The sequence below is a fragment of the Flavobacterium sp. CLA17 genome (assembly GCF_013112255.2).
In the GTDB taxonomy this organism is placed as follows: Bacteria; Bacteroidota; Bacteroidia; order Flavobacteriales; family Flavobacteriaceae; genus Flavobacterium; species Flavobacterium circumlabens.
In genome coordinates this window covers 5,098,789-5,121,958 of the sequence record NZ_CP068294.1, presented here as the reverse complement: position 1 = coordinate 5,121,958, position 23,170 = coordinate 5,098,789, and the positions used below count along the sequence as shown (strand labels likewise).

Sequence of the window (23,170 nt, the reverse complement as noted above, 5' to 3'; positions counted from 1 at the left end):
GTTTTTTAATACGATATTAATATAAAAAGATAAAATGAAAAATACAAAGTTTCTAGTGATTGCCTTCCTGTTTTGCGGAGCAACATGGAGCCAGGAAGTAAAAAAGACAAGATCAGAAATAGACGCTAAAGTTTCTGAGTTATTATCTAAAATGACACTTGAAGAAAAAGTGGGGCAAATGACGCAGATTACGGTGACTATTTTTGAAGATCCTAAAAAACCGGGCTATTTTGATGCTGCTAAATTAAAGCAGGGAATTCAGGACTATCATATAGGTTCTATTCTGAATGTACCCAATCCGGGAGCCCCAACTTTACAAAGATGGCAGGAAACAATGACGGCTATTACAAATGAAGCGAATAAATCAAGACTTAAAATCCCGATTTTGTACGGTATTGATGCGATACACGGAGCAAGTTATACGGCTGGAGCGACATTATTTCCGCAGCAAATTGGTTTAGCAGCAACTTTTAATACAGCGTTAGTGAAACGTGGTGCCGAAATTTCGGCTTACGAAACCAGAGCCTCATCTATTCCATGGGTTTTTTCTCCGGATTTAGATTTTCCAAGAAACCCGGCCTGGTCCAGAATGTGGGAATCATTTGGTGAAGATGCCTATTTGTCTTCCAGAATGGCTGTTGCATTAGTAGATGGTTTTGAAGGAGGTAACGTAGGTTCAAAATATAGTGTGGCTTCCTGTATGAAACACTACATCGGTTACGGAAGCACAACCACCGGAAAAGACAGAACGCCAAGTATTATCCCGGAACGCACTTTAAGACAATATGATTTGACCATTTATCAGGCTGCCATAAAAGCAGGTGCTAAAAGTGTAATGGTAAGTTCAGGTGAAATTAACGGAACTCCGGTACACGCAAGTAAACATTTAATTACAGATATTCTTAAAAACGAATTAGGTTTTGAAGGAGTTGTGGTAACAGACTGGAAAGATATTATTTATCTGAACACCAGACATAAAGTTGCCGAAACCAAAAGAGATGCCGTTCGTATCGCCGTTATGGCCGGAATCGACATGAGTATGGTACCGGAAGAATTTACTTTTTATACCGATCTGGTAGATTTAGTTAAAAAAGGAGAAGTTCCAATGTCCCGTATTGATGATGCCGTAACCAGAATTCTGAGAATGAAATTCGAACTGAATTTATTTCAGAATACGGTAGCAAATTTAAAAGACTATCCAAAGTTTGGTTCTGCCGAACATATTCAGGAGGCCTATAAAACAGCTGCGGAATCGATTACTTTATTAAAAAATAAAGATGCCGTTTTACCTTTAAACAAAAGCGAAAAAATCCTTGTAACAGGAGCAACTGCCAACAGTATGAAAAACCTCAACGGAGGCTGGTCTTACACCTGGCAAGGTGAAAATGCAGACACCTATGCGGCTGAAAAATTAACGATTTTAGAAGCTTTTCAGGCAAAACTGGGCAAAGAAAATGTATTGTATACCCCCGGAACCGATATTGAAAAAGAAGATGATGCCGAAATTCAAAAAGCCGTAGAACTTGCCAAAAGTGCTTCGAAAATTGTGCTTTGCCTTGGAGAAAAAAATTATACTGAAACTCCCGGGGATATCAGCAATATTTTTATGAGTAAATCCCAGGTGAAATTAGCACTGGCCTTAGCCAAAGTAAACAAGCCGATTATTTTAGTTTTGAATGAAGGAAGACCAAGACTGATTAGTGATTTCGAAGATAAAATGAGTGCTGTAGTACAATGTTATTTGCCCGGTAATGAAGGTGCAAGAGCAATAGTTGATATTTTATACGGAGACGTAAATCCAAGCGGAAGATTGCCTTACAATTACCCAAGATATCCAAATTCATTAGAAAAATACAACAGAAAATACACAGAAAGTTTAGCTGACGAAGAGCAGAATAATGATGCGAAATACGAAAAAAGCTATTCCCCGCAATTTGAATTTGGAAGCGGATTATCGTATACGACTTTCAATTATTCCAATTTAAAAATCGACAAAACCGAAATTAACAATACAGATGAAATAAATATTACGGTTGATGTCACAAACGCAGGGAAAAGAGCCGGTAAAGAAGCTGTTTTATTGTATCTGTCGGATAATTTTGCTTCCATAACACCGGAAGTGAAGGCATTAAAAAGATTTGATAAAATCAGTTTAGAGCCAAACGAAACCAAAACAGTGAAGTTTACCTTAAATCAAAAAGACCTGCAATTTGTGAATGAAGATCTAAAGTGGATTTCGGAAAAAGGCACTTTTACCGTTCAGATAGACAACCTTAAAAAGGATTTTTTGCTGAAATAAAAAAGATTAAAATAGCGTAAAATACATAAAACATCTTTCTGAAAGGAAAGATGTTTTTATACGAAAATCAAAAAACAAAGGCGTTATCATAAGGAAGCAATAATGAAAAAAACAATTCTAATAGTACAACTCTTATGCTCAATTGCGACTTTCGGGCAGGGTTTTTTGCATAGGGAAGGACAGAAAATTGTAGACGGAACCGGAAAGGATATAATTCTAAGAGGTTTAGGTACAGGAGGCTGGATGGTACAGGAAGGATATATGCTGCAAACGCAGCCCTTTGCCAGTCCGCAATATGTGATTAAGCAAAAAATTCAGGACGTCATTGGAGAGCAGGGCACAAAAGAATTTTATGCAGCCTACAAAGCTAACGGAATCACCAAAAGAGATGTTGATTCGCTGGCGGCCTGGGGATTCAATTCGATTCGTCTGCCCATGCACTACAATTTATACACACCTGCTATTGAAGCAGAAAAAAACGGTGAGATTACCTGGATCGAAGAAGGTTTTTTCATGACCGATAATTTGCTGAAATGGTGTGCAGAAAACAAAATGTACCTTATTTTAGATTTGCATGCAGCTCCGGGTGGACAGGGAAATGACGCTGCCATTTCAGATTTTGATACTACAAAACCATCTCTTTGGGAAAGTGAAGCCAATCAGAAAAAGATGATTGCCCTTTGGAAAAAACTGGCTTCCCGTTACAGGGATAATCCGTGGATTGGCGCTTATGATATTATTAATGAACCCAACTGGAATTTTACCGGAACGAATAAAAATGGCTGTGATGAAAATTCAAACGGGCCCTTAAGAGATTTAATGGTAGCCGTTACAAAAGCAATTCGGGAAGTCGATACCAATCACTTAATTTTTATAGAAGGAAATTGCTGGGGTAATAATTACAACGGAATCTTTCCTTTATGGGATGAAAACATGGCACTGAGTTTTCATAAATACTGGAATTACAACACCACCGCATCGATTCAGAAAATGCTGGATTACCGAACACAATATAACGTTCCGATCTGGCTTGGAGAAAGCGGGGAAAATTCGAATGTGTGGTTTAAAGACGCTCTTTCCCTGGTCGAAAGCAATAATATCGGCTGGGCGTTCTGGCCCATGAAAAAGATCGAAAATATTGCAGGAGTAACTTCGGTTACCAAAATTCCGGAGTACGATGTTTTATTGAAATACTGGAAAGACGGCGGAGAAAAACCATCCGTAGATTTTGCTAAAAAGACGTTAATGAAAATAGCAGACAATTACAAAATGGAAAACGTGACCGTTAAACCCGATGTAATCGATGCCATGTTCAGACAGGTAGAGACGAATGATACAAAACCATATAAGAAAAATGCAGTTCCCGGAAGAATTGCGGCAACATACTACGATTTAGGAACTAATGAATATGCTTATTCAGATAAAGATTTCGTGAATTACAGAGTGGAAACGGGAAAATTTGACGAATGGAATGAAGGAAATTCGATGCGAAATGACGGAGTTGATATTTTACCCTGTAAAGATATGGATTCCAACGGCTATCAGGTATCCTTTATTGAAGATGGAGAATGGCTGCAATACACGGTTGAAGTTGCCAGACAAAACAGATACAATATAGCAATTCGCTATTCAGGGGATAAGGCAGAAGGAAAACTTCATTTAGAAATAGAGAACGGAAAGAAAACCAATAGTATTTCACTTCCGCCAACCGGAGGAAATGACAATTGGAAAACCCTTATTTTATCCGGAGTAGAATTGAATGCAGGACCACAAAAAGTTAAGGTAGTATTTGATAAAGGCGGCTTTAATTTGAATTATCTGGAGTTTTCTAAGAGTGAAAAATAATTTTAGTAAAGAAACTGCGATGCTGTTGCAGTGTAGATTTATTGGTTAAAATGTTGTGTTGTAGTTGTTTAGAGATAATAGAGTTGATTTTTAGCATATTTAACATTGTGCTCATTCTTATTTGTAGGATTTTATCTTTAATTATAACTTATAAATTAGTAATATTGTAGTATTATTACATTATTATTAATTTAAATCTTAAAAGATGAAATTCACAAAATCACTTATTTTTTCCATTACATCCTTGTTGTTTTCGCTTATTGCGATGGCTCAGGATGTTACCGTGAGTGGTAGGATAAAGGACGAAAGAGGAATGCCTGTTTCAAATGCTATTGTTTCATTAAAAGGGACAGCCAGATCGACAATATCAGATATGGATGGAAATTTTCAATTAAAAACACCGACAAACGGGGTTATAATTGTGAGTTATGTGGGATATGTTACGGTTAATGAAATGGTAAACAACCGTACAAAAATTGATTTTCAATTAGAACCTGAATTACAATCATTGAAAGAAGTGGTCATAAATGTAGGTTACGGTTCTCAAAAGAAAAGCAAACTCACCACCGCCGTTTCTACTGTGAGGGCAGATGCTTTTGCAGACAGACCCATATATTCTGTAGCACAGGCCTTACAGGGAAATGCAGCAGGAATTACGGTAACTCAGCCTTCCGGTAAACCCGGATCAGGTTTAGATGTCAGGATTAGAGGTTTGAATTCGATTAATTCAGGAAATAACCCCCTGTATGTTATTGACGGAATACAAACGACTAATATTGACGGTATAAACACAGATGATATCGTAGATATGCAAATACTTAAAGACGCTTCCGCAACCGCCATTTATGGTGTCAATGGAGCATCAGGAGTAATAATTATTACCACAAAAAGAGGAAAAGCAAACAAAAATATATTTGAGTTTAACTCCTTTGTTGGTATTTCTAACGTCGTAAAAAATATTGACGTATTAAATTTAGGACAATACAAAACAATGTTATCAGAGATCAATCCTTCCTATCTTTCCAATGCAAATAATCCCCGTTATGAAGGGATCAATACCAATTGGGCAGATCAGGTGTTGGATACCGGAGTAGATCAGAATTATAATTTTTCGTATGCTGGAGGAACAGATAATCTGAGAATATACGGAGCTTTGGGGTACCAAAACACAAATGGAGTCATCAGTCCATCGGAATACAAAAGACTTTCAGGAAAATTAAATGTAGACGCTAATCTTACCGGATGGCTGAAACTTAATGCCAGTCTTAATATAATCAATTCTGATTTAAGTAATATTGGCGATAATAATAGTGTAGGTCAGGGCGGGGCTGTAATGAGTCTGTTTGTAACTCCGGCTTTTATGCCGACTTATGGTTCTGAGTTAAAAGTAAGGGATAAAGATGCCTCAGGGAATTATACTGATGGTTACAAAGAGGGGCAATTTGCTAAAAATCCCTATCAATCCGCGTGGGAAAATCCGGTTTCGTTATTGGCGAGACAAAATATTTCGAATGTAAACAGAGTTTTAAGCAATCTCGGATTCGAAGCTACCCTTTTAAAAGATCTGGTTTGGAAAACCAATTTATCAACCGACATAAAAGTACAGGAAGATAAATATTTTGTAGATGCCTATCGCTCTTCAGCAGGTCGTGTAAATGATAACGATAGTACGGTAGATAAAGGATATGGAAATGTAACCAATAGCCAAAATGTAAATATCAATTTTGAAAATACGCTGGGATATAAAATTTCAAAAGACAAAAACGACTTAAACTTACTTTTTGGAAATTCTGTGCAAAAAAATAAAGAAGACTGGGCAAGAATTTCAGGAAGAGGATTTGATACTGCTGTACGAAGTTTCGAAACTAACAAAGCAAAAATAATAACCGAAAACCAGGTCAGAGAAAAAGAAATAACAAACGCATCTTTTTTCGGACGTGCGATTTACACCTTTGATAATAAATATATTCTATCCGGAGTTTTTAGGGCTAGTGGTGTTTCGCAATTGAGTAAAGATAACAAATGGGGCTATTTTCCTGGTGTTTCTGCAGCGTGGATTATCTCTAACGAAAATTTCCTAAAAGAAAATAAGGTTGTAAATCAATTAAAAATCCGTGGAGGTTGGGGACAGACCGGTAATGTATCCGGAATTCCGGCCTACTCATCATATGATTTAAATTATACAGACCCTATTAACGGAGGCACTTCATTAGATCAGATTGGAAACAGCGATTTAAGATGGGAAACCAATACCGACATTAATATTGGACTCGATTTAGCCATTTTAAATAACAGAATCAAATTTACGACCGACGTTTACAAAAAGAATACTAAAAATTTACTTCAGGTAATTTATTTTCCGGGATTCAGTCAGCCGTACTTTTATAATGTAGGAGAAATCGAAAATAAAGGGGTAGAATTCTCTATCGATACACAAAATTTTAAAGGAGATTTTAAATGGAATACCAATTTTAATATTTCTTTTAATACCAATGTAATAAACAAATTAGGACTTCAGAAAACACTTGATTTGCAAACGCTGACTTCGGTCGGAGAAAAAGTAGTACGCCTGAAAGAAGGAAGGTCGCTGGGAACTTTTTACGGTTACAAAGTAGATAAAGTAGATGCTGCATCAGGGGCATTATTGTACAAAGATACTAACGGAGATGGCCAGGTAACCCCTGACGACAGAACGGAAATAGGCAGTGCCATGCCAGATTATGTTTTCGGATTGACTAACAGCTTTTCTTATAAAGGAGCGTATTTAGATGTACTGGTTACAGGTTCACAGGGTAACGACGTTTACAACGCATCCCGAATGGACTTAACCCTGATGAGTGATTTTAAAAACCAATCTACAGAAGTATTAAATAGATGGACAACTCCGGGACAAGTGACCAATACGCCCAGAGCAAATGATCCTAATGCATTGCATGTTTCCGACAGATTTGTAGAAGACGGTTCTTATGTGCGTATCAAAGCCGTGACAATAGGATATAAATTTACTAAACCAATTTTAGGACTTAATAGTCTTAGTATATATACAACGGCACAAAACCTGTACACTTTTACAAAATACAAGGGTTTTGATCCGGAAGTAGGTGCCTTTAATGATAATAAAGGAGTTACTCCCGGTATAGATTTAGGAACATACCCTCAGGTAAAAACCTTTGTTTTTGGTATAAAAGCAAGCTTCTAGCCGATTGTTAATTATAAAAAGAAATTAAGATGAAAAATACAATAAAAAATATAACGCTTATCATTAGTGCTTTCACAGTGCTAAGTTTAAGTTCATGCTCTGATTATTTAAATACAGAGCCTACTACAGAAACAACGGTTGAAAGTACAGGAAAAGTAATTGCAACCGCAGCGGAGGCAGAAAGCAGAATGACCTCTGTTTATGCAAGTTTTGGAGGAGAGTACTGGCAGCTGGATTATTTTTTCAACGGAGATGCCCAAACCGATAATGCCTACGCAGGATCTGATAATACGCAAAATTTTCAGCAGGACGAATATCGTATTTTATCAACAAATACAAATGTCAGCAGAGATTGGGGATATATTTATGATAACATCAATAAGTGTAATTTTATTTTGAATTATATCGATGAGCCAAAAGATTTACCGGCAGCCAGAAAGGAAGAAATGACAGGAGAAGCATCTTTGGTAAGAGCTTTAAATTTATTTCATGCGGTTCAGTTATGGGGAGATGTGCCTATTGCGACAAAAGCAGTTGTAAATGTAAATCAGGATAATTTTGAGGAGGTCTATCCGCAATTATATCCTACACGCAAGCCCAGACAAGAAGTGTATGCAGCCATTATTGCAGATTGCGAAACAGCCATACAAAAAGCGCCTGCGTCAACGAATAAATTCAGAGCAAATAAAGGTGCTGCAAATGCGCTTTTAGCAAAAGTTTACGCGACTAAAGACAATCCCGACTGGGCAAAAGTAAAACAATATAGCGATGCTGTAATCACAGGAGGATACACGCTTCTGACAAATTACGATAATCTTTTCGATACGGCACACGAAGGAAATTCTGAATCGATCTGGGAAGCGAATGGAGAAGGCTGGGGATCTCCTATCGGAGCATGGGGAACCTCAATGTTTTATGGAACAGACTGGAAGAAATTCATGACACCATCGAATGATTTAATCCAAACCTTTACAAATGAAGGAGATGTCGTTAGGGAAAAATCATCAATAATTCGAAAAGATGTAAGCTGGACAGATAACTATTGGGCCTCTTCCAACTATCCGTTTGCTTATAAAATGCGAATTACGGATGGTAAGCAAAATTTTTATCTTTTAAGATTAGCAGATATTATTCTCTTAAAAGCCGAAGCATTGGCACAAACCGGAGATAATGCAGGAGCAATGACATTAGTCAATCAGGTAAGAGCAAGAGTAGGTTTACCAAAAGTTAGTGCCGCCAGTCAGGGAGATGCATTAGATTTAATTCTTAAAGAAAGAAAAATGGAACTTGCCTTCGAAGGACATCGCTGGTTTGATTTAAAAAGGACAGGTAAGGTAATTGAAATTCTTTCGAAACAAAAAGATGGGAAAGGCATCATTTTACCGTATGCAGGAAACCTGAATCAGAATAGATTGTTGTGGCCAGTTCCACAAACTAAAAAAGATGCAAATCCTAATTTAACCCAAAATCCGGGTTATTAAAAAGGAAAAAAACGGCTTACAATCAACTTTAGAGGGTAAGCTGTTTGTAGGTCTCAAAAACAATAATGAATATTTAAAACAAAACAAGGGTAACAACCTTTGAAAAGGATGACATAAAAAGGGATAATTAACATAAATTTTAAACATTGTTTTTTTATTAAGGCCAATGAAATGGTAGCTTTACAGGACTAAAAATTTTTTAACATGAAAAAGATAAACAAAGTTGTTATAGTACTGGTATTGCTTTTGGTAAGTAGTTCATTTTATGGTCAGAACTTAAAAATTATGACCTATAATATCCGTTTGGATGTTGCTTCGGACGGAGAAAACGCATGGCCCAACCGAAAGGATTTTTTTACTTCTCAGATACAATTTTACAGTCCCGATATTTTTGGAGTACAGGAAGCACTGCCAAATCAGGTAGCTGACATCGCTACGGCTTTGCCGGATTATAACAAATTTGGCATTGGAAGAGAAAGTGAAGGAAAAGGAGAAGCCTGTGCGATTTATTATAAAAAAGACCGCTTTCAGCTACAGGAATCGAATACATTCTGGTTGTCAGAAACGCCGGCTGTAGTATCAAAAGGCTGGGATGCAGCTTGTAACAGGGTTTGTACGTACGGTCTTTTTAAAGATATAAAAAGCAAAAAGATATTTTGGGTTTTTAATGTACACCTCGATCATATGGGGAATGAAGCAAGAGTGAAGGGTGTGCAGCTAATTCTGTCTAAAATAAAAGAAATTAATTCGAAAAAATATCCTGTTTTTTTAATGGGAGATTTTAATTCAGAACCTGATACACCGCAGATTGTAGAAATAAAAAAAGCAATGGATGACACCAGAGCTGTCTCAAAAGAAAAGCCGTTCGGACCTTCAGGAACGTTCAATGGATTCCAATACGACAAACCGGTAACATTATTAATAGATTACATTTTTGTTTCTAAAAATAGCGGACTTAAAATTCAAAAACACGCAGTTTTAAGTGATTCTAAAGATTTAAAATATCCGTCGGATCATTTACCTGTGTTAATAGAAATAGATTAAAATGAAAAACATCAACAAAAAACTACAGATTTTACTTTTGCTGCCGCTTATTGCAGTTCAGGTAAAATGTGGAATTTCAAAACAATCAGTGGCCAGTTCCGGTAAAGCGGAAGCGTGGATTACAACTACAGATGAATCCTCTAAACTGCAAAAGCAAAATGATTTGGTTTTTAATACCGAAATCAATTCAAACCAAACGATCGAAGTCAATCCGGCTCAAAAATTTCAGACCATTGAAGGTTTTGGGTTTTCACTGACGGGAGGAAGTGCGCAGGCTATTTTAAAACTGGATAAAGCCAAAAAAGAAGCCCTGCTTGAGGAATTATTTTCCAACAAAAAAGACGCTATCGGATTGAGTTATCTGCGCATTAGTATTGGAGCTTCTGATTTGAATGAAAGAGTTTTTTCGTATGATGACAGGCCGGAAGGCCAAACCGATTTAAAACTGGAACACTTTAATCTTGGTCCGGACCTACAAGATGTGGTGCCGCTTTTGAAAGAAATTTTAGCTATAAATCCAAAGATAAAAATTATGGGTTCTCCGTGGTCTCCACCCGTCTGGATGAAAGACAACGGAAGCTCAAAAGGAGGAAGTTTACAGCCACAATATTATCAGGTTTATGCGGAATATTTTCTAAAATACATTCAGGCAATGAAATCGCACGGCATTGTGATTGATGCCATAACACCTCAAAACGAACCATTGCATCCCGGGAATAATCCTAGTATGTATATGACGGCTTTGCAGCAGGCAGAATTTATTAAATCGAATTTAGGTCCCACTTTTGCGAAAGCAAAAATCAAAACCAAAATCGTAGTTTACGATCACAATTGCAACAAACCGGAATATCCTTTGGCGATATTAAATGATCCAAAAGCACTGCCTTTTGTTGCCGGTTCCGCATTCCATTTATACGAAGGCGATATCAGTGCGCTTTCAAAAGTTCATGATGCTTTTCCCGACAAAGACGTATATTTTACAGAACAATACACCGGATCCGGAAGTAGTTTCGAATCGGATTTGAAGTGGAGCGTAAAAAATGTAGTAATCGGTTCTATGCGTAACTGGAGCGTCAATGCACTTTCCTGGGGACTGGCAAATGACGAATATTACAAACCGTTTACACCAGGTGGCTGTTCTACTTGTAAAGGCGCTTTAATGATCGATCAAAACCAAAACATAAAAAGGGAAGTCGGCTATTATATTATTGCCCATGCATCCAAATTTGTTCCGGAAGGATCGGTTAGAATTGGAAGTAATAATAGTGGTAATCTACACAATGTCGCTTTCAAAACGCCCTCCGGACAAATAGTTCTGGTGATAGAAAATGATGGAACCGCAGCAGAAACATTTAATATCAAATATAACCAAAAACAAATTTCCACTACTTTAAACGCTGGTGCAGTCGCCACTTACGTTTGGTAACTAAAATTAAATTCATGAAAAAAAATGCCACATTCCTCTTGCTGATGGTTTCGCTCTTTGCGACAGCCCAACAAGAAACAATAGACCAGAAAGTAAATGGCCTGTTGAAAAAAATGACCATTGAAGAAAAAATTGGCCAGCTTAATCAGTATACAGGAGATAATTCTGCAACGGGGCCAATTACCATCAATCCCAATAAGCAAGCTGAGATAAAAGCAGGTTTGGTTGGTTCGATGTTAAATATCATCGGAACAAAATATACACGACAATATCAGGAACTGGCGATGCAGTCGCGTCTTAAAATTCCGTTGTTATTTGGTCAGGATGTTATTCACGGATACAAAACCACTTTTCCAATTCCGTTGGCCGAAGCGGCAAGCTGGGATTTAGGGGCAATAGAGCTGGCTGCCAGAGTTGCAGCTACAGAAGCTGCAGCAAGTGGAATTCACTGGACCTTTGCACCAATGGTAGACATCGGGCGTGATCCGCGTTGGGGAAGAGTTATGGAAGGAGCAGGGGAAGATACTTATTTAGGATCTAAAATTGCTTACGCGAGAGTAAAAGGTTTTCAGGGAAATAAATTGGGAGATTTAAATTCGGTTATGGCCTGTGTAAAACACTTTGCAGCGTATGGTGCCGCTACCGGAGGAAGAGATTACAATTCTGTGGACATGAGTGAAAGAATGCTGTTTGAAACCTATTTACCTCCTTTTAAAGCGGCTTTAGATGCAGGAGCAGCAACATTTATGAATTCATTTAATGATGTAAACGGAATTCCCGCGACAGGAAATGCACATTTGCAGCGTGATATTTTAAAAGGAAAATGGAACTTTCAGGGATTTGTAGTGTCAGATTGGGGCTCTATCGGGGAAATGGTGGCGCACGGTTATTCGAAAGACCTGAAAGCCGCAGCTCTATCTGCAATTACAGCAGGAAGTGATATGGATATGGAAAGTAATGCATACCGCTATAATTTAGCTGAATTGGTAAAAGAAGGAAAAGTTTCTGTTGATCTGATTGATGATGCCGTAAAACGTATTCTTCGTAAAAAATTCGAATTGGGCTTATTTGAAGATCCATACCGATATTCAGATGAAAAGAGAGCTGAAAAAGTGCTGAATAATCCCGAAAACAGAAAAGCAGCCAGAGAAGTAGCGGAAAAAAGTATTGTTTTATTAAAGAATGATAACGAAACATTACCACTTTCTAAAAACCTTAAAACAATTGCATTTATCGGACCGATGGTGAAAGAATACAAAGCCAATATGGGATTTTGGTCCGTTGAATTACCGGATCTGGATTATGAGAAATGGGTCGTTTCGCAATGGGATGGCTTGCAGAATAAAGTAGGTAAAAGCACCAAATTGCTTTATGCGAAAGGCTGTGAGGTTGAAGGAGACAATAAAGAGGGTTTTGCAGAAGCAGTTGCCACAGCAAAACAGGCAGATGTGGTTATCCTGAGTATTGGTGAAAAACGCGATATGAGCGGAGAAGCCAAAAGTAGAAGTGATCTTCATATACCGGGTGTCCAGGAAGATTTGGTAAAAGCAATTCAGGCAACAGGAAAACCGGTTATCGTTTTGGTAAACGCGGGAAGACCACTTATTTTTAACTGGACAGCAGACAATGTTCCGGCAATTGTATACACTTGGTGGCTGGGAACAGAAGCAGGGAATGCTATTGCCGATGTTTTATTTGGGGATTACAACCCTTCCGGAAAGTTGCCAATGACTTTTCCAAGAGAAGTAGGGCAAATTCCAATTTATTACAATCACTTCAGTACCGGCAGACCACCTGCGGATGAAAATTCAAAAGGTTATGTTTCTTCTTATATTGATTTGAAAAATTCGCCTAAATTTCCTTTTGGATATGGATTGAGTTATACAAAATTCAATTATTCTGATTTGAAATTATCTTCGACTAAAATAAAAAGCAATGAAACGATAAAAGTTTCTTTTCAGTTATCGAATACCGGAAAAGTGGCAGGTGAGGAAGTGGTTCAGTTGTATTTAAAAGATAAATTCGGGTCTGTAGTGCGGCCAGTTTTAGAACTGCGAGATTTTCAAAAAGTAAAATTAAATGCGGGAGAATCAAAAACAATCGAATTTACAATCGACAAAGAGAAACTTTCTTTTTACAACGACAAATTAGAATGGATTGCGGAACCGGGAGATTTTGAAGTCATGATTGGATCTTCATCAGCAGATATTAAACTTAAATCGGATTTTGAATTAAATTAAAATCATAAATTTAAAAAAGCGGAGTAGTAAATACTCCGCTTTTTTTATTTAAAAAGAATTGATTCTTAGTTAAAATGTTTTTTGAAATTGAATTTCAATTTATTCATGAAACCATCTTCTATAATATCAACGCCGATTCCAAAATTACTGTCCGCAACTTCGTGATGTGCACTTCTGAAATCTTCAAAGTCTTTTTCCGGAATTTCTAAATTAACTAAAGGTTTATAGTCAATAAAGATGGTTCCTCCGTTTTTATTGATTTTTTTACGGCTTACAAAATCAAAATACGGATTATTGATTGTGCTTTCCTGTATCGTGAATTTTTCTGTCACATCTATTTTCTGATCCGTGAAAAGAGAAATTTCATATCTTTCATTGTCGAAATTGTGCCAGAAAGTAATGTCTTTGTGTATAAAATCCCTGGCGCTGTTCTTCACGATATTACGATCGAAATACATTAAAAAACGGTTGTTTTTAGCATCTGTAAAATACGGATTTTCGATAGTTGTTTTGTATTCAATCTTAAATTCATTGCTTTTTTTGTCATCACTGACAATTTCAATTACAGCGTCTTTAAATATATTTCTAAGATCAGTTCCGTTTCGGTCATTATTGTAGTTCAGCGTATAAAAGAAGAAATTATTCCAGCTGTCTATAATTTCTCTTTTGTTTGTATTTTTAAAGTACTTGCGCATATTATTGGCGCGGTTTCCTTTGTAGATGGTCGTTAATTTGAGTTTGCCAATAGTATTTTCAACAGAGAGTTCTGATTTTTCATCAACTGCATAATACGAAAAACGATGAGGTGGTTTAATCTGTAATTCCAGATTTGGTTTAACCTCCAGATAATGCATGAAATAGATAAAGCCACGGTTCTCGATCAATCCAAATTCATCGCGGGTCGTTGCATCAACAAAATAACTTTCGCCTTTATAATTGATTTTTACAATTACATGGTTAAAAGTCAGTAAAGACGGCAAATAATACTTCATGTAGAAGTCGGTACTAAAATTGACCAAAATAATGGAGGAATCAATCCCGATATAATCTAAAATAACTTTCAGTAAAACCGATTTTGCTTTGCAATCTCCCTGCTTATTCTCATAAGTAACAGCGGGTTCCTGCGGTTTGTGACCGTTCATTTCATCGGCGTTGTAGATATAATTAATGTGGTTTTGCACATATTCGATCGCAAATTGAAGCTGTTCGTCTTTATCAGTAATTGCATCAAGCTTTTCAACCAGGTTGGGAGCAAATTCAGTTACTGACGATTTGGCAAAAATAGCCTCATAAATAGGAGAAATATAATTCGAAAATTCTTTCCAGCTGCCTTCTGTCGCAAAATCTATAAATGGTGAAACTTCCCTGTTGGTATCAACAAAATTGATGTAATTATCTTCTTCAATTACAAATTGATCACCTTTTTTTAAATAGTTAATTTCCGGTTCCAGCACATTTCCGTCCTCATCTCTGAAAAAGGTTTTTTTGTACGCAATTGTTTTTTCACGATCGTTTTTAAAAGTGAATTTATACTTTCCGTAAGCCCAATAACTATCAGGACCTACCCAAACATATTTAGAGAATTCTTTTCGTAAAAAATCACGCTCCGTAAAAATTTTAATCCTTGAATCTTCCATAATTAGAATGTCATAAAGACGAAGATCTTTTATGGTAAGATTGATTTTTTTGTTGCTGCTCAAAACACCTCCGCCACTTTGGTTTTCACTGTCCAGTATTTTAATTTTGGTATCCGGAATTTTATCTACTAAAACACCATCTCTCAAAACGCTGATTCTGTGTATCACATAAGTTTCGTTTTCCTCCAGCACGACATCCACTACAGAAGCTCTTTCTAAATTGGAAGGTTCGTTTAAGGTATAGGCTAAACAAGCATATTCGCTGTTTTCGTTGTCAGTAGTATAATAAATTTTATCTAAAAAGTAGCAGTAGTCACGTCCTTCATCTGCTTGTTTCTGAGAAAATTCAGATTCCTTGATAAAGTCAACAAGCTGAGCATCATTAATATTGCTTGCCCATTGTTCCGGTTTTTGAATTTTGTAATTTTCTGATTGAATGGCTTGTTCCATAGTAAGGCTTTTATTTGAGTACGTAAAATCTTTCGTCTCTAACAAAAATATAGAATTTTACTAATATGTAACAGAGCCTGATTGATTATTGAGGTAAGTTTTATTTTCTTACAATAAATAAGCTGTAATTTGAATTTAAAGAAAATTTATCTTCAATAATTTAAAGAAATTTGCAAAGGATTGAGAAAATTGCAAAGCGCATTTCGACTAAAAACAGAAATAGCCTTAATCCTGAAAAGTGTAATCGTCAAACAGTTGTTTTGAAGTAAAAGCAAGAATTGCCCGATGGATAACAAATTGAAACTGAAAATTATTTCAGGACAATATTTATAAAATCCATCGCTCCGATTCCTTTGTACGAGGCGTACAGTGCTTTGTCAAAAGCTTCACGTTTTGCTTTTTTATCTTTGGCTTCAGTTTCAATAATCATTTCATTGAAAATTCTTTCCTGCTCTTCACTATACTTTAGAGAAGCCTCTAAAAGATACGTTTTTGACACAAATCCGAATGACGTCCAGATTTTAGTTGTAATTTTTTTATTTATATTTTTTAGCGCATTGGTAATCATATCTCCTGCATTAACTTTTTATAGTTTTCAATTTTGTGTAAGAAAATACAAATATAGCATTATTTGTAGTATTATTCTTTCTTTTAGGTAAAAATAATAACATTTTTTATCATGTGTGTTATTTTGACGCAATGTACTTATTTTTTCAATTCAATTGTAATTTTAAGTCAAAATTGTGATTCACACACTTTTCTGTTTTTTTAAGAAAATGGGTACTCATAAACAGTGATTTGTAAAAAAATATTTTCTTTTATAAAAATGGCTTAAATTGCAGGTTTGTTTGAAGGAACGAATAGTGAATTAATAAAATATAAATGTTGAAAGGAATACTATTGAACAGCGAAAATTACCAGCCGGGCCTTTCTATTGACTGTGTTATTTTTGGGTTTCATGACAATCAGCTTAAAGTGCTGCTGATTAAAACCCCGTATGAAAATAAATGGTCTTTACCCGGTGGATTTGTTCCCCTTAATCAGGATATTGACACTGCTGCCGTTACTGTTTTAAATGAACGAACGGGAATGCAGGGAATTTTTTTAAGGCAATTTGCCACTTTTGGAAGGGTAAAACGGAACGATCAACATTTTGGAAATGCAGTATTAGATTATTTTAAAATCCCCGAGGAAGCAGGAAAATGGTTCACCCAGCGATTCGTAACCATTGGCTATTATGCCTTAGTAGATTTTCTAAAAGCAGTACCACAAAAAGGAAATAATCAGGAAATCATAGAATGGATTGATCATCAAGAGGTTCCCGAACTTATCTTAGACCACAAAGAGATTCTCGATAAGGCTTTAGACACTCTTCGGACTGAGCTCAATTTAATGCCGGTTGGATATAATTTATTGCCCGAAAAATTTACGATTCCGGAACTGCAGAAATTGTATGAAACCATTTTAGATAAAAAACTCGACAGAAGAAATTTTCTCCGAAAAATAACCAACATCGGAATTCTCAATAAGCTGGACGAAAAGAAAAGCAACGTAGCACACAAAGCACCGAATCTGTACACTTTTGATAAAGAAAAATACGAAGAAGTCCTTAAAAACGGTTTGAATCAGGGTTGGTGAGGATAAAAGTTTAATTTGAACGAAACGATTATGGTAACTATTGAAACATTCAGAACGTTAGCGTTAGCTTTTCCGGAAGCAACTGAAGAACCCCATTTTGAGAAGACTTCCTTCCGGATAAAGAAAAAAATATTTGCCACAATTGACGAGAAAAACAACAGAGGCGTTTTTAAATTGAACGAAATTGATCAATCTGTATTTTGCGCGTCAAGCGAAATGATTTTTTACCCAATTCCAAACAAATGGGGAAAACAAGGCTGGACTTTTGTAGATTTAGCCAAAGTTCCCATCGAAATGTTTCAGGATGCTCTGTTGCTTTCGTACAATACAGTAGCATTCGGTAAAAAATAGATTCCTTACTATTTACGAATTAAGATTTACTGACTTTTTTATACAATAATAGTCCTGAAAGTAAGATTAACTCTGGGTTTTACAGTTGTTTTTGTTGGAGGTAAACGATGCAGCCAATGTGTTTGAGTGGTGTCTTTCATAACCAGTAAACTGCCGTGTTCGAGAATTAAAGAAACGACTTCCTTGGTTTCCTTATGTTTGAAAGCAAATTTGCGCTCAGCACCAAAACTTACGGAAGCGATGGCTCCGTTTTTCTTTAAATCCTTTTCAGCATCGCTGTGCCACGCCATTCCTTCATCACCGTTATGATACAAATTGAGCAGACACGAATTGAATGTTTCGCCTGTTTTTTCTTCAATTACGGCTTTAAGCTCCAATAACTCATTTGTCCACGGAATGGCTTTTTTTGTGGTTTTAGAATACGTATATTCAAATTCCTGATCTCCGTACCAGGCTACTTTTCTTTTGGTTAAAATTAATTTTCCAAAGATAATCGCTTCGTCATTTTTCCATTCGATTGTATTTAATAAGGTATCACGATAGAAATTAGCTTTTTCTTTCTCAAAAAGTTTTCCGTAATAATTTACGGTTCCGTCTTGGGGTAATAAATTGGTATTTTCGTTTATTTCAGGATTAAATAAGTCCATTTTTCCATTTTTGATATTCGGTTTTCATGCAATGCCCGCAAGGTCTGAAACCGTTTTTTTTAGCTTCTTCTTCGGAACAAAAGAAAACCCGGTTTTCGCGTTTCATTCTTTTGCCGGAAGAACATTTCAGTGTTCCGTAAATTTTTAGCTTTTGGTTTCCACCAAAGCAAATCTCGGCATTTTTAATTTTATGGTGTAATTCGGAGTCTAAAATTTTAGAATGTTGAATCATTTTTTTTTAAGGTGAAAAGGTCCAAAGTAACAGAGGTTCAGAGGTTTTGGGATATGTTCAAAAAACTTTGTACTTCTGAACCTCTGTGCCTTTGTACCTCTCGATTAAGATAACGCATCATGAAAAATAATACCAAGTGTATGTCGTTCACCACTATGGATCTCGCTGACACCGTGCTTCATATTTACACGATAATAACCTTTTGTTCCTTTTACGGGGCGGAAATTTGTTGTAAAAATCAGCATATCCCCTTTTTTAGGTTTCAGAACAATCGCTTTAGACTGTGCTCGCGGTGTTTGTTGCGTCAGAACAAATTCACCACCCGTAAAATCTTCGTCAGGTTCGTTCAGGAAAAGTACCGTTTGAATCGGAAAATAAACATCACCGTACAAATCCTGATGCAAAGTATTAAATCCACCGTGGCCATACTTTAAAATTAAAACAGTCGCTTTAAGTTGGTTATTGTCGTGACATTGTTCCAATAGTTTTTCATGTGTGTCAGGAAAAATAGTGTTTATATTTAACGCTTTCATCCAAGCATTTCCAATCGGAGCCAATTTAGGATAAACCGATGATCGGATATCCTGAATCAAATCGGGCAATGGATAATTGAAATATTTATATTCGCCTAAACCAAATCGATAGCGTTCCATAACAACCGTTTTTCGATATAAATGGGGATGAGAATAAGCTTCTTTCAAAGTTTCACATTGTTCGTCATCAAGAAGATTGGAAATAATTGAAAACCCATTTTCATGCATAGATTCAGTGATGCTTTCCCAGTTGAGAGAAGCAATTTTTGATGGTATATTTTGCATTTTTAAAATGTTGCTATTTCACAAAAGAGACCAGACAGTTCTTCCGGCTGGCTAAAAAAAGGAGAATGGCTGGTTGGCATACTGTACACTTTTTCGCAAATAGTTTCGGTGTACATTTTTCTTTGAATAAAAGGTGTTACAGCTTTATCTTCCGTACATTCTATATAAAATCGCGGAACACTGCCGTATTTTTCTTCCGATAATGCTAAAGGCGTAATTCCTGAAGCTACAGGTTCATGGCTTAATAATAATTTTGCCAGCTGCGTTATAGAATCATCACAATCATGATAAAGACCCTCTTTGTATATTTCCGCTTGTAAAGTATGCGCATTTAACTCCGGGTATCGCGTTACATAAGGTTTTAATGCACCATTTGTATCCTGAGCCGAATATTCGCTTTGCGTTTTGCCGTCCGGAATTAAATAAGCAGCCAGGTAAATCAATTTTTCTATTTTTTCAGATCGATATTCTGCAGCTTGCGAAATCATAATTCCGTTTTTGCTGTGTCCGACAAGAATTACTTTTTCATCTAAAGTATCAATTAAATTGCAAATTTTATCTACTGAAGTTTTTAATGTAACCTCTTGAATCGGTGTTTTGTCTCTTCCCATTCCCGGCAAATCTATGGCAATTGCTTTATGTCCTCTGCTTTCTAAAACCGGAATTACTTTGTGCCAATTCCAGGCGCTATGCCACGAGCCATGAATTAAAATAAATGTTTTCATCTTTGTACTTTTTGTTATTGATAAGACAAAAGTACCGTTGAAACCAAGAAGATAAAATCTGTTTCTTGCTCTGTTATAAATTAATTTGAGCGCCTTCCCAACCAATAATAGCCGTTTTTCGGGTATTACCCCACATATAACCGCCAAAGGTTCCAGAAGACTGAATAACGCGATGACAAGGAATTAAAAAGGCTACCGGATTGCTGCCAATTGCAGTTCCTACGGCTCTTGAGGCATTTGGTTTTTCGATTTGTTGTGCAATCGATCCGTAAGTAGAAAGTTGCCCCATTGGAATTTTAAGCAGGGTTTCCCAAACTTTCAACTGAAAATCGGTTCCTTTTAAATGCAGTTTTATTTCAGACAATTTACTCCAGTCGTTTTGGAAAATAAATAAGGCATTTTGCTGTACTAAATCTAGTTTTCGGGCAAATGTCGCGTTCGGAAATTTGTGTTTTAAATCTTCCAATCCGATGGCTTCATTTTCTGCGAAAGCCATAAAACAAACTCCCTTTTCAGTTGAAGCTACAATGATATTCCCAAACGGACTTTCGGCAAAACTATAATTAATGAAAAGGTTTTTACCGCCGTTTTTATATTCTGCCGGTGTCATTCCTTCGATGTTTACAAATAAATCATGTAAGCGGCTGGTGCCTGACAGGCCTGTTTCGTAAGCTGTATCAAATAAAGTCGCCTGCTGGTTTTCTTTCAGGATTTTCTTGGCATGTTCGACACTGATATACTGCAAAAATTTCTTCGGACTTGTTCCTGCCCATTCCGTAAACAAACGCTGAAAGTGAAAAGGGCTTAGATGTACTTTTTCGGCAACGGCATCAAGATTCGGCTGTTCGCGAAAATTGGCTTTGATATAATCGATCGCATCTGCAATCCGGTTATAATTGATATTTTCCTGTGTATCCATTTTAGGTCCATTTTATAATACAAATATCAAGAGGTTTTTGCAGTAATAAAATCCGAAACTTGCGGTGTTCTGTTTTTGAGTTTTAATATACTAAAAATTACTTTAGGTTGTTTTTTGCAGCTGAAACACTGATCAGTTTATATCCCTTATCAGTTCTTAAAAACTCAAAATGATCTTGTCCTGAATCTAATTTATTCTTTGGCGAGATCACGATATTTTTCACCGGATATATCCATTCTTTAGGTTCATTGCAATTGTTGAAATAAGTTTCGAATTCGCTTGTGTCGAAAATAAACCTGTTTAAGCCATCAGTTGAAATAAAATACTCGCAATTTTTTGAGGTAAGTTCCTGAAGTTTAGATTTTATAAATTTATAATTTTGATTGATAAATTTAGTTTTCGATTCCTTAGTCCAGCCATTCGGCTCTTTCCAGTAGGTTATGGTATCAAAAGAATGCTGTAGTAAATTGTCTTTGGATAAATCGGAAAGCAAATTCGTTTTCAGCCACAATTTGAATTCCTTGTCAAAATTGACAAACGAATAGTATTCGCCATCAATGCCACGAAAATATTCTCTGACTTCCTCTTTACCCGGTTCTTTTGATTTTTGTAAAGAATAAAAATTCAGCTCGTCATTATATCCGAAATTCTCAATTAGGATTTTATTATTCGTATTGATGAGATATTCTTTTCCGCCAGCCCAGCTAAAATGGCCATCTCCGCCGGGATCTTTTATCTTTTCAGCACCTTTCAGCGCGATAATCATTCCGTTTCGAACTTTTGTTAAAGCACTGTATTCTGCCGGAATTATGATTTTCCCTTCACCATTAAACAAACCCATTTTGTCTGTCCTTGGATCTTTAAAGCGTATAAAACCTTCGTTTTCGCAATCAAAACCATTGTCGTAAACATACATGCTGTCAAGTCCGACTATTTTTCCGTTTTTGGTAATATAATAACTTTTCCAGGTATCTTTTACATCTTCAGCCACCGCAATAATAGCATCAAATTTATAGGCTATAGTTAAACTCATAAATTTGGGTTCTATTTTGATATGGCCACTGCTGTCTTTAAAACCGATATGTGTGGTGTCTTTATCCCAAAATGCAATCCAGCTGTCTTTATTTTGTGCAAACAGACCGCAGTTTAAAGAAAGAAATATATAAACCAAAATAGTTTGTTTCATGAAGGATTATTTAAATTTTATCAGTTCCAAACTGATTTTCTTTTGCTTCTTCGAAGCAATCAGAACATAATATTTTAAAATCGGCTAAGGTTTCAAAAGCATCATTCCATTCTTCACCATTCTCTAATAGCCATTTTTCACAATCTCCGCACCATGCAATTTGCGGGAGATCATCTTCTGCCTCTGAAAAGAAAAAGCCAACTTTTTCTTTTTGGTCTAAAGCAATTGCAATATGAATACAGGAGAAAGACATTTCTTTTGTTCCATGTTGCTCACATATAACTTTTTCGATCATATTATTGATATTCAATTATCAAAAAGACAACTAAGAATTTAGTTTTTCTCTTTCTCTTTTCTTTCTTTTTCTTCTTTTTTAATTCTTTTCTCCTCTTCGTGTTTTTTGGCTAGTTCTTCTTTTTCTGCTTTAGAAGTTTCAATTTTCTTTTGAAAATCCTGAATTTTTTTTGAACTTAACTGTATTTTGCCATTTGTTTTGCTTAATTTTTCTTCAGACTTTGCAATTTCCTTTTTAGACTTTTCGATGTCTTTTTGAAGATCACTATTGTTATCTTTTGAATTGTTTTCAAGATTAGCTAATTCTCCTTTTTTCGATTTTAAATCGGTTTCTATTTCTAGTAACTTGGTTTGTGATTTTTTTAGTTTTCTTTCTTCATTTGCCAGTTTATCTTCAGTAGTTTGAATGTTAGTAAGCATGCGGGACATATCGCGCTGTTGTTGTTGCTGTTGCAGAAACATTTGGTTTTGCTGTCTAAACATTGCGCTATTAACCTGCATCTGTCTTTGCATATTAGATTGAGCATTAGTAAAAAATGGCAAGAGCATTAGTAACATTAAAATCAGGCGTGTTCTCATAACTTGGTTTTATAACTTGGGATTTGTGTTTCAAATGTAAAACTTAAATTCTAACAACTATATAGAATATCTGGTTAAATTCGCGGTTTTTGCAATGGGAGTACTTAAAAAAACAAAACCCGACAGGTTTTAAAACCTGTCGGGTTTGAATATGAATTAA

The 23,170-nt window shown here is 36.1% G+C and carries 19 protein-coding genes; 9 read left to right on the top strand and 10 right to left on the bottom strand.

The window, feature by feature from the left end:
* The first annotated feature begins 34 nt into the window (after window positions 1-34).
* From HAV12_RS21145 to bglX, 7 genes are all read left to right on the top strand, one after another.
* The gene (locus HAV12_RS21145; RefSeq protein ID WP_171571343.1) at window positions 35-2,299 is read left to right on the top strand and encodes a glycoside hydrolase family 3 N-terminal domain-containing protein; all 2,265 of its coding nucleotides are present in this window, start codon (window positions 35-37) and stop codon (window positions 2,297-2,299) included.
* A gap of 102 nt (window positions 2,300-2,401) precedes the next feature.
* Window positions 2,402-4,144 carry a cellulase family glycosylhydrolase gene (locus HAV12_RS21140; protein WP_171571342.1) on the top strand — a complete coding sequence of 581 codons (1,743 nt, stop codon included), beginning with the start codon at window positions 2,402-2,404 and terminating at the stop codon, window positions 4,142-4,144.
* A gap of 205 nt (window positions 4,145-4,349) precedes the next feature.
* Window positions 4,350-7,343 carry a TonB-dependent receptor gene (locus tag HAV12_RS21135; protein ID WP_171571341.1) on the top strand — a complete coding sequence of 998 codons (2,994 nt, stop codon included), beginning with the start codon at window positions 4,350-4,352 and terminating at the stop codon, window positions 7,341-7,343.
* A 29-nt stretch (window positions 7,344-7,372) separates the two neighbouring features.
* The gene (locus HAV12_RS21130) at window positions 7,373-8,824 is read left to right on the top strand and encodes a RagB/SusD family nutrient uptake outer membrane protein (RefSeq protein WP_171571340.1); all 1,452 of its coding nucleotides are present in this window, start codon (window positions 7,373-7,375) and stop codon (window positions 8,822-8,824) included.
* A 204-nt stretch (window positions 8,825-9,028) separates the two neighbouring features.
* Window positions 9,029-9,868 (top strand): endonuclease/exonuclease/phosphatase family protein, encoded by an 840-nt coding sequence (locus tag HAV12_RS21125; RefSeq protein ID WP_171571339.1) that lies wholly within the window; start codon window positions 9,029-9,031, stop codon window positions 9,866-9,868.
* 1 nt (window position 9,869) lies between these two features.
* Window positions 9,870-11,294, top strand: a complete 1,425-nt coding sequence (locus tag HAV12_RS21120) for a glycoside hydrolase family 30 beta sandwich domain-containing protein (RefSeq protein WP_171571338.1) — start codon at window positions 9,870-9,872, stop codon at window positions 11,292-11,294.
* A gap of 14 nt (window positions 11,295-11,308) precedes the next feature.
* Entirely contained in the window at window positions 11,309-13,534 is a 2,226-nt protein-coding gene (gene bglX / locus HAV12_RS21115; protein WP_171571337.1) for a beta-glucosidase BglX, read from the top strand.
* 65 nt (window positions 13,535-13,599) lie between these two features.
* Here bglX and HAV12_RS21110 read toward each other — a convergent pair whose 3' ends face one another.
* Window positions 13,600-15,621, bottom strand: coding sequence for a DUF3857 domain-containing protein (locus HAV12_RS21110; RefSeq protein ID WP_171571336.1), 2,022 nt, complete (start codon window positions 15,619-15,621; stop codon window positions 13,600-13,602).
* A gap of 310 nt (window positions 15,622-15,931) precedes the next feature.
* A complete protein-coding gene (locus tag HAV12_RS21105) occupies window positions 15,932-16,189 on the bottom strand; it encodes a hypothetical protein (protein WP_132031790.1) in 258 nt (85 codons plus the stop codon).
* Between the two features lie 314 nt (window positions 16,190-16,503).
* Here HAV12_RS21105 and HAV12_RS21100 point away from each other — a divergent pair, with 314 nt between their 5' ends.
* Window positions 16,504-17,259, top strand: a complete 756-nt coding sequence (locus HAV12_RS21100) for an NUDIX domain-containing protein (RefSeq protein ID WP_171571335.1) — start codon at window positions 16,504-16,506, stop codon at window positions 17,257-17,259.
* A gap of 30 nt (window positions 17,260-17,289) precedes the next feature.
* A complete protein-coding gene (locus HAV12_RS21095; protein WP_171571334.1) occupies window positions 17,290-17,610 on the top strand; it encodes an MmcQ/YjbR family DNA-binding protein in 321 nt (106 codons plus the stop codon).
* Window positions 17,611-17,648: 38 nt separating this feature from the next.
* Here HAV12_RS21095 and HAV12_RS21090 read toward each other — a convergent pair whose 3' ends face one another.
* From HAV12_RS21090 to HAV12_RS21055, 8 genes are all read right to left on the bottom strand, one after another.
* Window positions 17,649-18,257 carry an alpha-ketoglutarate-dependent dioxygenase AlkB gene (locus HAV12_RS21090; protein WP_171571333.1) on the bottom strand — a complete coding sequence of 203 codons (609 nt, stop codon included), beginning with the start codon at window positions 18,255-18,257 and terminating at the stop codon, window positions 17,649-17,651.
* Window positions 18,244-18,489, bottom strand: coding sequence for an Ada metal-binding domain-containing protein (locus tag HAV12_RS21085; RefSeq protein WP_171571332.1), 246 nt, complete (start codon window positions 18,487-18,489; stop codon window positions 18,244-18,246). The genes HAV12_RS21090 and HAV12_RS21085 overlap by 14 nt, the downstream gene beginning before the upstream one ends.
* Before the next feature lie 104 nt (window positions 18,490-18,593).
* On the bottom strand, window positions 18,594-19,307 hold the full coding sequence (locus HAV12_RS21080) for a 2OG-Fe(II) oxygenase (protein WP_171571331.1): 714 nt from the start codon (window positions 19,305-19,307) through the stop codon (window positions 18,594-18,596).
* Between the two features lie 2 nt (window positions 19,308-19,309).
* Window positions 19,310-20,032 (bottom strand): alpha/beta fold hydrolase, encoded by a 723-nt coding sequence (locus tag HAV12_RS21075; protein ID WP_171571330.1) that lies wholly within the window; start codon window positions 20,030-20,032, stop codon window positions 19,310-19,312.
* 73 nt (window positions 20,033-20,105) lie between these two features.
* The gene (locus HAV12_RS21070; RefSeq protein WP_171571329.1) at window positions 20,106-20,951 is read right to left on the bottom strand and encodes a methylated-DNA--[protein]-cysteine S-methyltransferase; all 846 of its coding nucleotides are present in this window, start codon (window positions 20,949-20,951) and stop codon (window positions 20,106-20,108) included.
* Between the two features lie 97 nt (window positions 20,952-21,048).
* Window positions 21,049-22,137, bottom strand: coding sequence for a hypothetical protein (locus HAV12_RS21065; RefSeq protein ID WP_171571328.1), 1,089 nt, complete (start codon window positions 22,135-22,137; stop codon window positions 21,049-21,051).
* A gap of 10 nt (window positions 22,138-22,147) precedes the next feature.
* Window positions 22,148-22,432 carry a hypothetical protein gene (locus HAV12_RS21060; RefSeq protein ID WP_171571327.1) on the bottom strand — a complete coding sequence of 95 codons (285 nt, stop codon included), beginning with the start codon at window positions 22,430-22,432 and terminating at the stop codon, window positions 22,148-22,150.
* A 38-nt stretch (window positions 22,433-22,470) separates the two neighbouring features.
* Window positions 22,471-23,010 carry a hypothetical protein gene (locus tag HAV12_RS21055; RefSeq protein WP_171571326.1) on the bottom strand — a complete coding sequence of 180 codons (540 nt, stop codon included), beginning with the start codon at window positions 23,008-23,010 and terminating at the stop codon, window positions 22,471-22,473.
* Window positions 23,011-23,170 lie beyond the last annotated feature (160 nt).

Excerpts from the sequence above, each read along its gene's own strand:
- HAV12_RS21145 (WP_171571343.1), top strand. The coding sequence starts at position 35 with ATGAAAAATACAAAGTTTCTAGTGATTGCCTTCCTGTTTTGCGGAGCA.
- HAV12_RS21140 (WP_171571342.1), top strand. The coding sequence starts at position 2,402 with ATGAAAAAAACAATTCTAATAGTACAACTCTTATGCTCAATTGCGACT.
- HAV12_RS21135 (WP_171571341.1), top strand. The coding sequence starts at position 4,350 with ATGAAATTCACAAAATCACTTATTTTTTCCATTACATCCTTGTTGTTT.
- HAV12_RS21130 (WP_171571340.1), top strand. The coding sequence starts at position 7,373 with ATGAAAAATACAATAAAAAATATAACGCTTATCATTAGTGCTTTCACA.
- HAV12_RS21125 (WP_171571339.1), top strand. The coding sequence starts at position 9,029 with ATGAAAAAGATAAACAAAGTTGTTATAGTACTGGTATTGCTTTTGGTA.
- HAV12_RS21120 (WP_171571338.1), top strand. The coding sequence starts at position 9,870 with ATGAAAAACATCAACAAAAAACTACAGATTTTACTTTTGCTGCCGCTT.
- bglX (WP_171571337.1), top strand. The coding sequence starts at position 11,309 with ATGAAAAAAAATGCCACATTCCTCTTGCTGATGGTTTCGCTCTTTGCG.
- HAV12_RS21110 (WP_171571336.1), bottom strand. The coding sequence starts at position 15,621 with ATGGAACAAGCCATTCAATCAGAAAATTACAAAATTCAAAAACCGGAA.
- HAV12_RS21105 (WP_132031790.1), bottom strand. The coding sequence starts at position 16,189 with ATGATTACCAATGCGCTAAAAAATATAAATAAAAAAATTACAACTAAA.
- HAV12_RS21100 (WP_171571335.1), top strand. The coding sequence starts at position 16,504 with ATGTTGAAAGGAATACTATTGAACAGCGAAAATTACCAGCCGGGCCTT.
- HAV12_RS21095 (WP_171571334.1), top strand. The coding sequence starts at position 17,290 with ATGGTAACTATTGAAACATTCAGAACGTTAGCGTTAGCTTTTCCGGAA.
- HAV12_RS21090 (WP_171571333.1), bottom strand. The coding sequence starts at position 18,257 with ATGGACTTATTTAATCCTGAAATAAACGAAAATACCAATTTATTACCC.
- HAV12_RS21085 (WP_171571332.1), bottom strand. The coding sequence starts at position 18,489 with ATGATTCAACATTCTAAAATTTTAGACTCCGAATTACACCATAAAATT.
- HAV12_RS21080 (WP_171571331.1), bottom strand. The coding sequence starts at position 19,307 with ATGCAAAATATACCATCAAAAATTGCTTCTCTCAACTGGGAAAGCATC.
- HAV12_RS21075 (WP_171571330.1), bottom strand. The coding sequence starts at position 20,032 with ATGAAAACATTTATTTTAATTCATGGCTCGTGGCATAGCGCCTGGAAT.
- HAV12_RS21070 (WP_171571329.1), bottom strand. The coding sequence starts at position 20,951 with ATGGATACACAGGAAAATATCAATTATAACCGGATTGCAGATGCGATC.
- HAV12_RS21065 (WP_171571328.1), bottom strand. The coding sequence starts at position 22,137 with ATGAAACAAACTATTTTGGTTTATATATTTCTTTCTTTAAACTGCGGT.
- HAV12_RS21060 (WP_171571327.1), bottom strand. The coding sequence starts at position 22,432 with ATGATCGAAAAAGTTATATGTGAGCAACATGGAACAAAAGAAATGTCT.
- HAV12_RS21055 (WP_171571326.1), bottom strand. The coding sequence starts at position 23,010 with ATGAGAACACGCCTGATTTTAATGTTACTAATGCTCTTGCCATTTTTT.